The organism is Spirochaeta cellobiosiphila DSM 17781, from assembly GCF_000426705.1.
GTDB lineage: Bacteria > Spirochaetota > Spirochaetia > DSM-17781 > DSM-17781 > Spirochaeta_E > Spirochaeta_E cellobiosiphila.
This window is the reverse complement of record NZ_KE384554.1, coordinates 640,387-653,986: the sequence shown is the minus strand read 5'-3', so window position 1 is coordinate 653,986 and position 13,600 is coordinate 640,387. Positions and strand designations below refer to the sequence as shown.

The 13,600-nt window shown below is 38.0% G+C and carries 13 protein-coding genes; 8 read left to right on the top strand and 5 right to left on the bottom strand.

Going from position 1 to position 13,600, the window contains the following annotated elements; translation table 11 throughout:
• The first annotated feature begins 36 nt into the window (after nt 1-36).
• From murG to K345_RS0109850, 5 genes are read left to right on the top strand one after another with little or no spacing between them, the layout of a single operon-like run.
• Nucleotides 37-1,128 (top strand): undecaprenyldiphospho-muramoylpentapeptide beta-N-acetylglucosaminyltransferase, encoded by a 1,092-nt coding sequence (gene murG, locus K345_RS0109870; protein ID WP_028974015.1) that lies wholly within the window; start codon nt 37-39, stop codon nt 1,126-1,128.
• Nucleotides 1,125-1,619 (top strand): CvpA family protein, encoded by a 495-nt coding sequence (locus tag K345_RS0109865; RefSeq protein WP_028974014.1) that lies wholly within the window; start codon nt 1,125-1,127, stop codon nt 1,617-1,619. Before murG ends, K345_RS0109865 begins: the two co-directional genes overlap by 4 nt.
• Nucleotides 1,612-2,772, top strand: a complete 1,161-nt coding sequence (locus tag K345_RS0109860) for a DNA polymerase III subunit delta' (RefSeq protein ID WP_028974013.1) — start codon at nt 1,612-1,614, stop codon at nt 2,770-2,772. The genes K345_RS0109865 and K345_RS0109860 overlap by 8 nt, the downstream gene beginning before the upstream one ends.
• Before the next feature lie 8 nt (nt 2,773-2,780).
• Nucleotides 2,781-3,950 (top strand): two-component system sensor histidine kinase NtrB, encoded by a 1,170-nt coding sequence (locus K345_RS0109855; RefSeq protein WP_028974012.1) that lies wholly within the window; start codon nt 2,781-2,783, stop codon nt 3,948-3,950.
• The gene (locus K345_RS0109850; RefSeq protein WP_028974011.1) at nt 3,947-5,323 is read left to right on the top strand and encodes a sigma-54-dependent transcriptional regulator; all 1,377 of its coding nucleotides are present in this window, start codon (nt 3,947-3,949) and stop codon (nt 5,321-5,323) included. Before K345_RS0109855 ends, K345_RS0109850 begins: the two co-directional genes overlap by 4 nt.
• On the opposite strand, the gene K345_RS0109845 is transcribed toward K345_RS0109850, so the two are convergent.
• Genes K345_RS0109845 through lysC form a run of 4 tightly spaced genes read right to left on the bottom strand, consistent with a single transcriptional unit; the run spans nt 5,320 to nt 9,004 of the window.
• Nucleotides 5,320-6,387, bottom strand: coding sequence for an MraY family glycosyltransferase (locus K345_RS0109845; RefSeq protein WP_028974010.1), 1,068 nt, complete (start codon nt 6,385-6,387; stop codon nt 5,320-5,322). The two genes, K345_RS0109850 and K345_RS0109845, sit on opposite strands and share 4 nt — an antisense overlap.
• Before the next feature lie 10 nt (nt 6,388-6,397).
• Nucleotides 6,398-6,817 (bottom strand): J domain-containing protein, encoded by a 420-nt coding sequence (locus K345_RS0109840; RefSeq protein ID WP_028974009.1) that lies wholly within the window; start codon nt 6,815-6,817, stop codon nt 6,398-6,400.
• Nucleotides 6,817-7,671, bottom strand: coding sequence for a diaminopimelate epimerase (locus K345_RS0109835; RefSeq protein ID WP_028974008.1), 855 nt, complete (start codon nt 7,669-7,671; stop codon nt 6,817-6,819). Before K345_RS0109835 ends, K345_RS0109840 begins: the two co-directional genes overlap by 1 nt.
• On the bottom strand, nt 7,661-9,004 hold the full coding sequence (lysC, locus tag K345_RS0109830) for a lysine-sensitive aspartokinase 3 (protein ID WP_028974007.1): 1,344 nt from the start codon (nt 9,002-9,004) through the stop codon (nt 7,661-7,663). Before lysC ends, K345_RS0109835 begins: the two co-directional genes overlap by 11 nt.
• 115 nt (nt 9,005-9,119) lie before the next feature.
• Between lysC and K345_RS0109825 the strand changes: the two genes are divergently transcribed.
• A complete protein-coding gene (locus K345_RS0109825) occupies nt 9,120-9,938 on the top strand; it encodes a purine-nucleoside phosphorylase (RefSeq protein WP_028974006.1) in 819 nt (272 codons plus the stop codon).
• Between the two features lie 7 nt (nt 9,939-9,945).
• Nucleotides 9,946-12,378, top strand: coding sequence for a helicase C-terminal domain-containing protein (locus K345_RS0109820; protein ID WP_028974005.1), 2,433 nt, complete (start codon nt 9,946-9,948; stop codon nt 12,376-12,378).
• Nucleotides 12,379-12,432: 54 nt separating this feature from the next.
• Here the strand turns inward: K345_RS0109820 and K345_RS0109815 are convergent, their stop codons facing one another.
• Entirely contained in the window at nt 12,433-12,699 is a 267-nt protein-coding gene (locus tag K345_RS0109815; protein WP_028974004.1) for a co-chaperone GroES, read from the bottom strand.
• A 149-nt stretch (nt 12,700-12,848) separates the two neighbouring features.
• On the opposite strand from K345_RS0109815, the gene K345_RS22350 reads away from it, so the two are divergent.
• Entirely contained in the window at nt 12,849-13,514 is a 666-nt protein-coding gene (locus tag K345_RS22350) for a hypothetical protein (protein WP_053228197.1), read from the top strand.
• The last annotated feature ends 86 nt before the right edge of the window (nt 13,515-13,600 follow it).

Sequence of the window (13,600 nt, the reverse complement as noted above, 5' to 3'; positions counted from 1 at the left end):
AATAATTTATTCTCTTCACCAATTCAAGGGGTTACCATGAACAACAGAGTTTTCTTTACTGGTGGTGGTACCGGAGGTCACGTATATCCAGCTTTAGCTGTCATCGACAAGCTTAATAAATCAAAAGATTGGGATATTCGCTGGTTAGGTTCCTCTAAAGGTATGGAAAGGGACATCATTAAGCAAACCCGTATTCCTTATATAGGTATGCCTTCGGGAAAGTTACGAAGGTATTTTTCTATACAGAACTTTTTAGATTTGTTTCGCATCACTGCAGGAGTCATTAAGGCTTTCTTTTATTTGATGTTCCATCGTCCTCGATTGCTTTTCAGCAAGGGGGGATTTGTATCGGTTCCTCCTGTGTTAGCTGCATGGTTGTTAAGGATCCCTGTGTATAGCCATGAATCAGATCTTGATCCCGGCTTGGCAACTAAAATCAATAGTCGATTTTCCAAGAAGATTTTCCTACCTTATGAGGAATCTCTCTCTTATTTTTCTAGCAAACTAAGATCAAAATTAGTTGTGTCCGGTAATCCTTTAAGGGAAGCTCTCTTCCAAGGGGATAAGACGAAGCTTCAGACAAAGTGGTCCATCCCAGCTGATAAGAAAGTTCTTCTGGTATTAGGCGGCTCTTCAGGGGCCAAACAGATCAATGATATCATTGATGAAATCAAGGCTCAGCTGTTGGATCTTGGTCTCTATATCATTCACCAAAGAGGGAAAGGCCATCTTGTAGCAGAAGCAAATCCAAATCCTCATTATAAGGCTGTTGAATATTTTCATGATGATATGGCTGATGTTTATGATATAGCTGACATTGTGGTTTCCCGGGCAGGAGCTAACTCTTTATGGGAATTGTGTAGCTTGGGGAAGGCGACTATCTTGATTCCTCTCGATTCAGGATCCCGTGGGGATCAGGTGCGTAATGCGGAATTGTTTGAGAATAAGGGCGCCCTTTGGGTATTAGAAAGCAAAACCGCTTCGGGGGATAAATTATTACCCAAAGTCAAAGAACTAACCGAAGATGATAATAAGCGCCTGTCCTTGGGCCAAAGAGCTAGTGAGGTCTTTTCCGGTGGGGCTTCCCAATTGTTAGCAGACGAAATTATAAAGGAGCTACAGTCATGAATCTTGTCCTTATGGACATCATTTTTTTGATGATACTAGGTGGTTTTGTATTTTTTGGATTGTTTCGTGGTTTTGTTACTGAGATTATTAATTTTATGACCCTTGTCGGGGGGGTAATCCTTGCTGTTGCCTTGGGTCCCTTAGCTTCTGAATATATAAAGGGTTACCTCGATTGGGGAGATAACACAATATACCTGGCTTACTTTGGTATCTTTATAGGTTTTGCGATTATTCTAAGACTTGCTCAAAATATGATACTTAATATGGTGGAGAACCTTAATCTGGAAGGCCTGGACCGGATTCTGGGCATTCTTATAGGTGCTTTGGAAGGTCTTATTGTTATCTTTCTGGTGATTATGGTTATTGAGATTCAACCCCTTTTTGATCCTCAAAAGCTTTTGGGGGAATCTGTTTTTTATGAGAGGATTTCTCCCTATCTCCCCCAGGGGCAATCCTTGTTTGAAGAGGGAGTAAAGAAACTCAATGTTTGATAACATTCTCTATCAGCCTACTCTGGTTAATATTTTAACTCGTGAGATATCTAATAAACTCCTGCCTCAAAGCATGTTATTTGTCGGGACTCCTTTTTCTGGAAAAATGACATCAGCCATAGAAGTGGGTCGGGCTTTAATGTGCACCGAATCAGCAGATTGGGGATGCCAATGCCGTAATTGTCAGTTACATAGGCAATTAGAGCATACCTCTATGCTGATATTAGGACAGGGTGACTTTTTACCTGAGATACAGTCTGCTCTGGATGTCTATAGTCGTTTTGACAAGGTCTTTTCAAAGTTTGTGGTTCGAAGGGCTATTCGTAAATTAACTATAAGATTTCATCCTCTTCTTTGGGAAGGGGAGGAAGCGAAGATGAAAAAGTTTCGAAATCTGTTGAGTTCTGTTGAAGACTATCTGGATCAATTTGCCCTGGAAGCGCCTCGACTGAATGATAAGGATTTGGAAAAAACAAAGAAAGGCTTACTTGAGGATTGTCAAAAGCTTTCTGGTTTTGTTCCTAAATCCATTCCTGTTGATCAAATCAGACGCATAGCGGCCTGGAGTCATCAATCCAGTAACAATCCTAAGGTCGTGATCATTGATAAAGCTGAACAGATGCAGGATAGCGCCCGTAATGCCCTCTTAAAGATTCTTGAAGAACCGCCCCATAATGTCTTCTTTCTCTTGATTACCAATCAGAGAGGTTCCATTCTTCCTACATTATTATCTCGATTAAGGATCTATAACTTTCCTGAGAGAACTATAGAACAACAGAAAGATATTCTTATGAGAATCTTCCGTGAGGATTCTGGGGAGTATGAAAGTATTAAGGAATACTTTTATGCCTGGAAGGGTTTAGCTCCCGGTACTATGAAAGCCTATGCTCTTGAGTTTCGTGATGCGATTAAGAATGATATTGTCGATTATCAGCTACCAGATTTGGCGGGACGTGATTATTTTCGTATATTCTTAGAAGAGTTGGTGAAAACCTTTCGACAGGATCTACATAACACGGCAGATGTTGATTTTCTGGGTTTTGAACGAACTCTTAATATTGTAAAGGATAGTCTTTTTAGTGTAGAGACACTGAACCAGAATCCATCCTTGGCTTTAGAGCGCTTATTCTTTAATTTAAAAGAAGGAAAATAGGCAAATCTGTGAGTAAATTCGTAAAGAAAGCATTAGATAAGTTACCTAAACTAGAACCTAATCAGATTAAGAATCTTTTAGGTGAGGTGGTTAAGGAAAACGAATTATTTGAGATGGTTTTAGGCTCCATGACCCATGGTGTTGTGGTGACCGATGAATCCCATCGTATTTTGTTCTGCAATCGTCCCAGTCATGTTATTATGAACAAACGTCCCCATGAAGGTACATTGTTGTGGGAAGCTGTTAGTGATTCTGATATATCCCAATTACTCCGGGAAAGCCTGGAAAAACAGCTTAATTTTGAAGATCACGAGATGAGTCTTGATTTTCGAGGTTCTTTCCGTATCTATTCTATGGCCCTTCTTCCTTTAGTTCAAAAGGGCAAGATCAGGGGGAGTTTATTTCAGATCGAGGACATCACCGATAAAAAGAACAGGGAAGCTCGATTTAGACGAGCTGAAAACCTTGCTTCTCTGACGACTCTCGCTGCTGGTGTGGCCCATGAAATCAAAAATCCTCTCGGTAGTATTGGTATTCATTTACAATTGATACAAAAATCCTTTAAGAATCAGAACTGCGGGGATTTTGATTATCCCCGGATAGAGAAATTCTTGGATGTTATTGCAGAAGAGGTGGAAAGGCTCAATGGTATTGTTGTTGATTTTCTTTTCGCTGTTCGACCAATGGATACTAGTATGCTTAAAGGGGACTTGAATAAGGTGGTTGTGGATCTGTTGGACTTCCTCCATTTTGAAATGGATCAGTCAGATGTTCAGATGGTCACGAATCTTGATGAAAAGCTTCCCCAGATTGACATGGATGAACGTTTTATTAAACAAGCCATTTTAAACATTGTAAAAAATGCTATTCATGCCATGGAAGGGGGGGGAACTTTGAAGGTTCGCACCTATTCCAAGGAGAATGAAGTTCATTTAGAGATACAGGATACAGGAATTGGTATTCCGAAAGACATAAGGGATAAGATCTTTGAACCCTATTTTACAACAAAAGATTCTGGAAGTGGATTGGGATTAACCTTGGTCTACAAGATCATCAAGGAACATGGTGGCGAGATTCAAGTAGACTCGGATGAAGGGGTAGGGACTAAATTTTGTTTCACCTTTCCTATTCCTCAGAAAGAAAAGCACCTGATTATGTGGGAGGGAGTAGAACCATGACCTTTACTATTATGGTAGTGGATGATGAAAAGAATATTCGACAAGGGTTGGGTAGCGCCCTTGAAATGGATGGATATAATATTGTTCTGGCTGAAAATGGACAAGATGCTCAGGAAAAACTCAAACATGAGCTCATCGATTTGATTATCACCGATTTGAAGATGCCCAAGTTGTCAGGGGAAGAATTATTAAAGTATATCAGTTCCTCCTTTCCTACTATCCCTGTTATTGTTCTTACAGGACATGGTACTGTGGAGAACGCCGTTAATGCCATGCGAGATGGTGCTTATGACTTTTTAACCAAACCGGTGAACCTTGACCATTTGGGTCTATTAGTGAAACGTGCTTTATCTAACAGAGAGCTTATCCGCCAGCACGAGATGCTGAAGGAAGAAGTTGAAAAGATTGAAAAACGTAGACAGTTTAACAAGATGATTGGGAAGTCCTCCCAAATGCAGGCTATTTTTGAATTGATAAACCAGGTGGCCCCTACAAAAGCATCTGTACTTATCACTGGAGAGAGTGGTGTTGGTAAAGAGCTTGTTGCTGAAGCTATCCATAGACAATCTAACCGCACTGAGGGTTCTCTTATAAAAACCCATTGTGCGGCCCTAAGTGAAAGCCTTTTGGAGTCAGAACTATTTGGACATGAGAAGGGCGCTTTCACCGGGGCTGTCGGTCGTAAGAAGGGACGGTTCGAGTTAGCTCATAAGGGGACCATATTCCTTGATGAAATCGGGGAAATCAACCAGAGCGTTCAAATAAAGTTATTGAGAGTTCTTCAGGAGAAGCAATTTGAACGAGTCGGTGGAGAAGATACTTTAGACGTTGATGTTCGCATTGTAGCGGCCACTAATAGAGATTTGATAAAAGAAGTAGAGAAGGGGAATTTCCGGGAAGATTTGTATTACCGTCTTAATATTGTTAACATTCATATTCCCCCATTAAGAGAAAGAAAAGAAGATATTCCTTTATTGTATTCGACTTTCCTTGTTGAAATGGCAGAGGAGAATGGAAAAGTTATACATGGTTTGGATGTCAAAGCCAGAATGGCCCTCAATAATTATTCCTGGCCAGGTAACATTAGAGAATTGCGTAATTGTATTGAAAGTGCGGTTGTTATGTCCAAAGGTCCTGTCATTACTGTTGATGATCTACCTCCCCATATAAGAAATAATGAGGAAGGGCAAATGATCAAACTGACGATTGGTAGTACTATGGCTGAGGCGGAAAAGGAAGTGATTAGAAACACTCTCATCCACTATAAAGGGAATAAAAGCAAAACTGCTGAAATCCTTGGTATTGGTCGAAAAACTCTTCATCGCAAATTACATGAATATAATCTGGAAGAAGAGTTTTCCAAGCATGCTTAGTTAGGGCTTTCTTTTTGAAGTCTTTTATTGGCAAAGTGAATTATAGTAAAAAAGAGAATTCCCACTATCCAAAATCCAAATATTAATAGTATACCGACGTAATGACCAAATTTAGACCAGGAGAGGGTCATTAGTATTCCAACAAAGCTAAATAAGTAAACTATTAATAGGATTTGTTTATTATTAAATCCTAAATCCAGCAACTTGTGGTGCAAGTGAGCTCTATCTGGTTGGTGGATAGGTTGTTTATTTCTTAATCTTCTTATAATAGCAGCAAATGTGTCTAATATGGGGAGAATAAGTAGCGAGCTTGGTACAAACAAGTTTAAAGTCGTGGTTCTTCCCGGTGTGAATAGCAATGGCAGAGTAGCAATTATAAATCCAATGGTTAGAGCCCCAGAGTCTCCCATAAAGATTTTAGCTTTAGGAAAAGGAAGATTAAAAACAAGGAAGGCCAATAAAGAACCTACTAGAGGAAAAGACAATAACTGTACAGATTCTGAATTTGTCATAATGCCTAATAAACCCATTCCCAAAGCTGCCCATAAAGATATTCCTCCTGCCAAACCATCTAATCCATCCATTAAATTAATAGCATTAGAAAGTGCTACTAACCAAAATAATGTTAATATTGGCCCAATGTAACCGAGATTAATAGAAAGTGAGGAAAAGGGAAATTCAATTGTTTGGATACTAAACCCGCCGGAAATAATGAGTATTCCCGCTAGAATCTGTCCTCCCAGTTTATATACGGCTCTTATGGTATGAAAATCATCAATGGTTCCTACAATATTCATTGTTGTTAATCCTGCTATTAGTAATATATAGCTAAGAATATTATTCTTTACCTCTGGGAAGTATAAGATGACTCCAACAACCATAACTAGAAAGAAAGAAACATATATTCCTATTCCCCCTAATCGGGAAATTTGTCCGTCATGAATCTTTCTCTGATCTATATGATCAAACCAGGAATTACGATGAGATAATTTTATTATTACAGGTGTAAATATGAGGTTAAGCAAAAAAGATAACCCTATTAATAAAATAACTTTTAATATCACTCTATAGTCCTTATCTGTATTTCTTCTTCTTTTTAATCAGCTGAAAAGCTTCGTTTATAGCTTGTGTTTTCTCTGTAGCTGTTTTTTGTGAAAAATCACTATCTGTATGTTTATCAGGATGGTTTTTTAATAAAAGCTCCTTATGACGCTGTTTTATTTCTTCAAAAGTTGCCTCAGATTTTAAACCTAATACCATGTATGCTTTTTGTAACAGTATTTCTTCCTGGCTCATGTTTTGGTCTTGTTTTTGTCGATGATCTTGATAATGAGTTGAACTTTTTGTCTGACCTGTTTTTAAGAACTCTTCAAGTTCCTCCCAGGCCTCTTGTTCTTCGTTGTCAAAATAAGATTGAGAATAGTTTGTGTTATCTGATTCATTCTGTAAATAGCTTTTAAATAAAGTACTTAATCGTCTAAATATCGGATCCATTAATAAAGATCTCCTGCATTTTTATCACTGTTTTCAAAATCAAAAGTGAATCTTCCACTTAAGATGTATTCAGGTTTTGAGGCTACACCAACAGTATAGGCCCAATTGATATAAAATTCAGTAGTATTGATGTTTGTAATCATTTGATCCTGACCGAACCCATTTAAGGTTAGAGCAATGGCCCCTTTTGCTACTGACTCAATTAGACTTCCCTTTCTATCTTCCATGGATAGTAAAAACTCATCATTACTCTGTGGGTAAACTCTTAGGAGTTCTACATTAGCAGGAATAAATCCTCTATAGGTAGTGTAAAAGTTTGCTTCCTCTTTCTTTTTTCGAGTTGTTGTTGCAATATGTACATAGCTTTGTTTGTTGTTTAGAGTTAAGTCGGACATATATTGGGTCTCATGTTTATTCTTAACTTTGATATTTGCCAGATCGCTTTGTATAGGTTTATTCAGCTCCTGTTTTTGAGCTGATACCCTCCCTAAATCAAGCAGGTAAGTACCTAATTCTATGTGTGTTATGTCGAGTTTGTTCTTTGGTGTCTGTAAATGAAAAGACTCCTCTCCATAGGATCCCTTTTCGAAAAGATATCTTGCTGCACAAAGATAGGCATCTACATCATTACTGGGATTACCTTTCTTATCAATAAGTGTAACGAAAGGAGTGTGATCCTTATACTCTATCAAAAGTATTCCAAGCGCTCCCATTCCTTTTTTTCTATGACATATGAGTTGGGCTTTTTGAAAGATAATGTTCCTGTCCAGGTTATTTTTCTTTTGATCAATGAGGATATAATCTTTGTGGCTTAAGCGCATTTTGATTATATCTATATTATAGTTAGTTTCCATGGAATAACTCATTATGAAGGACTTTTATGGTGGTCTCCCTATGCTGTTCTGATACGACTAAACTCAAGTTTATATCACTTGATCCTAAAGATACCATGCGTATGGGGGTTTCTGAAAGTAAAGAGAATACCTTAGAAATAAAATTGGAATCCATCCATAATTTTTTGCCCACCAGACAGATTATAGCCTGATCGTTCTCATAGACAGCATTGGCAAATACATTTATCTCATCAATGATTTCATGAAGATGGGTTTTATCTTCAATGGTCATGGACACTGATACTTCACTGGTTGCAATTAAATCAACAGAAGTGGAGTATTTTTCAAATATCTGGAAAATTTTCGCTAGAAAGCCATAGGCATTTAACATTCTGGTAGAGGATATATTAATTAAGGTTATGTTCTTCTTTCCTGTAATTGCCCGTATTCCCTCACCCTGGGCTTGAAAGGAAATCTTTGTTCCCGGAGCTGATGGTTCCCTCGTGTTTTTCACCCATACAGGTATTCGTTTATCTACTGCTGGCTGGATTGTTGAGGGATGAACTACCTTCGCACCAAAATAGGCCATTTCTGCTGCTTCTTCATAGGAAATGGAATCTATGGTCATGGCATTGGGTACTAAGCGGGGATCTGTTGTCATAATACCAGTAACATCAGTCCAGATTTGGACTTCCTCTACATTCAATAAGCTTCCAAATATTGTAGCAGAATAATCAGATCCCCCACGTCCAAGAACAGTAGTGACCCCTTTAGTGGTGGCCCCTATAAAGCCCTGGGTAACATAAATGTGATTAGGATTAGGTCTTATGTTATTTATGACTTTTTGTCCTGTTAAGTTAAAATCAGGTACTGCTGAGTCATATTCTTCATTGGTGACAATAACCTGTCTGGCGTCTATCCATGTATTGGGTATTCCTTTTTCAGTAAGTCTTCCTGATAAAAGCTTTGTCGACAACAGTTCCCCATAGGATAATAATGCCGCATTAGAAGTGGGGCTACATTCCTGTAACAAACATAATCCCTTAATTAATGAAGATAAGGATATAAATAGGGTGTTAAGTTCATCAATAGTATTCTCAAGGTTGGTACTTGTTAAAAAAGCGTTTGCAGTTGTAAAGTGAAGTTCTTTTATTCTATCTAACTCACTCATTGCTTCAGAATATTGACCTTTGCCAGTTAATTCTGATATGGAAACTAAACCATTAGTTACTGTTGCCATGGCTGATGATACAATTAATGGACTTCGATGAAGCTGATCAATGGCGATTTGTAGGGATTTATCCATCCAATCACTGCTTTGTACACTTGTACCGCCAAATTTGAGTACGATCATATTATGAATGAGCTCCTTATAGTCTGTAGAATAGTAGTGATTTTTAATGACGTTAATATTAGGATAAAATATAAATTAGCACAAGATTAAGCTTAACCAATATAGGAGGAATATAGTGGAAGCAGGATTTAAAGTTCGGATAGACAAAGCGGTAGCTTCAATTAGAGCCAAATCGAAGAGTACACCTAAACTGGGAGTTATTCTTGGTAGTGGATTATCTGGCATTGTGGATTCCATAGAAGGAACAGAGATATCATATAAAGATATTGAAGGTTTTCCCGTTAGTACCGTACACGGTCACAAGGGCAGTCTCAAAATTGCTGATAACATTATTGTTTTTGCTGGCCGTTTTCATTTCTATGAGGGGTATAAAATGGATGATGTGGTTATGCCTATTACATTGATGAAAGAACTAGGGGTTGAAAAGGTCTTATTAACCAATGCAGCTGGTGGGGTAAATTATACATTTGAACCTGGTGATTTAGCTTTTATTATCGACCAGGTCAACCTACAAGGGACGAATCCATTGATTGGACCTAACAACGATAGTATGGGGCCTCGATTCCCTGACATGTCTGAACCTTATAACAAAGAAATGCTTGATGAAGCTAGTAGGATAGCTAGAAAAGTGCTTCCCCATAGGACTATGAAATATGGAGTATATGCCGGTTTTACAGGCCCTTCTTATGAAACTCCTGCAGAAATTCGAATGGTCAGAGCTTTTGGGGGAGATCTAGTAGGTATGTCTACTGTTCCTGAATGTATTGTTGCCAACTATCTAGGTATGAAAGTCTGTGGTATTAGTTGTGTAACAAATCTGGCTGCTGGATTGGGACATGCAAAACTAGATCACAAGGAAGTTATCGAAACCAGTAAACTTGTTGAAAAAGATATGATAGGATTAGTTAGCGGTTTAATTGAATATTGGAGCTGATCACTGAATGAGAATAACAAAAAGGATTCGATTGGAAGTACTTGAAAGAATGTCTCTGGACCTTGTCGAATCCAGTGGCCAGGAAGTTCTATGGATAGGTCATATGGATAAAACACAAATGATTGATTCCATCAATGCTGTGGCTATGGGAAATGAGAGTGCTGTGCCAGCACTCTTTCCCTATATGGAGAAGGGGGATTTGATCATTCACAATCATCCTTCAGGTATTCTTCGTCCTTCAGAGGCAGACATTAATGTGGCCTCAAAATTAGGGAATCAGGGCATAGGTTTTGCCATTGTTGATAATGATTTATCTCAAATCTATATTGTAGCTGAACCATTGGCTCAAGAAGAAATATTGCCTATAGATAGGGAGGATATTGAAGCCTTTTTTACAATAGGAGGAGCTTTATCCAAACAAGTAAGTCAATATGAGCCAAGAGAAAGTCAAATAGAATTATCTAAAAGGATAACAGATACTTTTAATAACGATGGTATTTTTGCAGGGGAAGCAGGTACAGGTGTTGGAAAATCCTTTGCTTATTTACTACCCGCTGTGTTATGGGCTCAGAAAAATAAACAACGAATCGTTATTTCTACAGGGACGATCAATTTACAACAACAGTTACTAGATAAAGACATACCTATTCTTCAAAAAATACTGGGGGATATTAAAGTTGTCCTAGTGAAAGGGCGGCGGAATTATTTATGTCCCTATCGATTACAGGAATATTCACAAGAATTAAAAGAAGAATTATTCCAGGAAGAAGATGACACCATAGAATATTTAAAAGAATGGGCCAAGACTACAAAAACAGGCACTATCTCAGACCTTTCTTTTTTGCCTAGTGATGACATCTGGAGTCGTATTAATTCTGACCCTGATACCTGTATCGGGATGAAATGTTCCCAAAGGGAAGGATGTTTTGTCGCGAGAGCAAAGAAAGAAGCCGCCAGTGCACAGATTCTGATTGTGAATCATCATCTTCTTTTTTCTGATCTTTCCTTGAGGGTCAGTGGGGCTGGTTTTGAAAACACTGCTGTCTTACCTCCTTTTGAGAGGATTATTATAGATGAAGCTCATAATATAGAGGGGGCGGCCACAAGTTATTTTTCGGAAAGTTTTACAAGATATACTATTCAGAAGCATATCAATAGAATCTATAGGTTAAAAAGAAATAAATCTTTTGGCCTCCTCATTGACTTACAAAAGAAGAATGCTGATCCAGAGATAGCTAAGCTGATTCTTGATGATAGAATAGGTATTGATGAGATCCTTAATGATTTGGATACTAATTTAGGTAATAATCTTAAGGAGAACCAATTATACTTATCTCCACAAGTGGAAAGGCATGAGCTATTGGGGTTTCTTAACGATCTGAGTGAGTTGAGAAGCCGTATTATGTCGTTTGTTAATCATGGATTACAATTCTTTGAATCCCTGCCTGAGGAAGGACAGGAAGATGCCAAAGCACAAGAGTTTAGGAATCTTTTAAGGCGCCTTGAGTCCGTAGCCTCTCTAGCCGGTCAATTTGGTGAATATCAGGAAAAGCAACAATCTGTGTTCTGGATGGAAAGGAAAATGAATTCCAAATCTGAACCCTTTTACCGTTTTGTCAAAAGCCCTTTAGAGGTCGGATATCTAATGAAAGAAGCTTTGCTAGAACCATTTGATTCTGTTGTTTTTACCTCTGCCACTCTGTCCATTCGTAATAGCTTTACCTATTGGCAATCACGGATAGGTTTACTGGGTTTGCCAGACTCTGCTGTGTGTGAACAATATCCAAGTCCCTTCGATTATAAGAACCGTGTTTTATTAGGCATTCCCACAGATTCTCCTGGACCAGATCAAGAAGAATTTGAATTATATGTATCCCGTTTCTGCCTGAAGAGTTTGCGTATCTCAGAAGGTAGTGGTCTCATCTTATTTACTAGTTATCGTTTACTGATTCAAGTATATGATAGGCTACGTCCCTATTTGGAAGACGAAGGGATTCCCGTTTATCGCCAGGGGGAAGATGATCGAAGCCGTTTGCTTGAGAATTTTAAACGTGAAACTAAAAGTGTACTATTTGCAACTGATTCTTTTTGGGAAGGTGTTGATGTTCCCGGTGAATCATTGAAATTAGTCATTATTACTAAACTTCCCTTTAGAGTTCCTTCTGAGCCCATAACAAAGGCTAGAATCCAGGCCATAGAAGCTAGAGGGGGGAATGCTTTTATGGAACTAAGTTTACCAGAAGCTGTTATGAAGTTTAAACAAGGCTTTGGTCGCCTGATGAGGCAGACAAGTGATTTTGGTTCTGTAATGATCCTGGATAATAGAATTATAACCAAAAAATATGGTCCTCTGTTTTTAGGATCCCTTCCTGAAACTCAACAGCAAATAATCCCTACTAAGCTTTTGATGGATAAGCTTGAAGATTTTCTGTATTCATAAAAAAAGGTTACCCAGTCGGGTAACCTAAATCTTGATCATAACAAAAGGATATTCTTATTCTACAACGGCAATAATATCCTGCATTCTAATTACAAGATACTCATCATTTTCTATTTTAAGGTTTGTGCCGGCATATTTGTCATACATGACTTTTTGTCCAACACTAACTGTGATGAGATCTTTGTCATCACCTACAGCCTCTACGACACCAGTCTGTGTTTTTTCTTGTGCGGTTTGTGGAATATACAAACCTGACGCTGTCTTGGTTTCTGCTTCCTCGATTTTAATTAGAACTCGGTCGCCTAAAGGTTTAACCTTCATTGGATCCTCCATGAGCTTTCGTTGATTTTCAAAAAATCTGTAAGTAATATAAGCAAGATATGATTATTTGGTCAAGGAAAAATGATTCCTTGTCTTGAAGAATGACCTTTAGTAAATTAGTAACATGAAAAGGATAGGATGGTTGTTATATGGACTATAAGCATTATTATAAAGAGGGCAAACGCTCACTCAAAAGTCATAGTCCCAAAGATGCTATAAGAAGTTTTACAAAAGCCATTCATGTTTGTCCCGTGGCTCATAAACAAGAACTATCAAAAATACTTTATTATCTTGGCTTTGCCTTGCAAAAACTAAATCTGTCCGGTTCTGCATTAAAGACCTGGAGAGCTGGCCAGAAGCTAAGGGTTTGTAGATCTTTTGATATTGTTTTAAAAAGATATTTGAACTCATATGGTATGATAAAACAACCCTCTAGTTTGTTAGACGATTGGAAAGCCTTTTTTTCTATACAGTTGGAAAAATACTTGAATACCAAATCTTCCCGTCGTATTGGAACCTTAGCCGAGGGGGATATGATTCAGCAGTTGTTATGGGAACATTTTATGAGCATCCATGATGAAGGATCCCTAATAGGGAAACCTGCTTGTGAGAAGAAAAGAATTTTTATGAATACGAGAATAATCTTTCCGTATATAAACGTTCCTGATGGTGAAAAAGCCAATACTATAAGACATTCTTTTGTTGAAACTAAGAAAAGTAAAGAAATCGTCTGTGATTGTGGGGCTGAATTATCTAGTTCTCTGTGTTGTCGGATCACTCCTGGAGATGATGAGTTGCAATCTGGGGTATATTGACCCTATATTAATAGTAATAATTATCAATGTGTAATAATGATACATTTATACAACAAAATAGTAATTCTGAGTCATTATGTCGAATA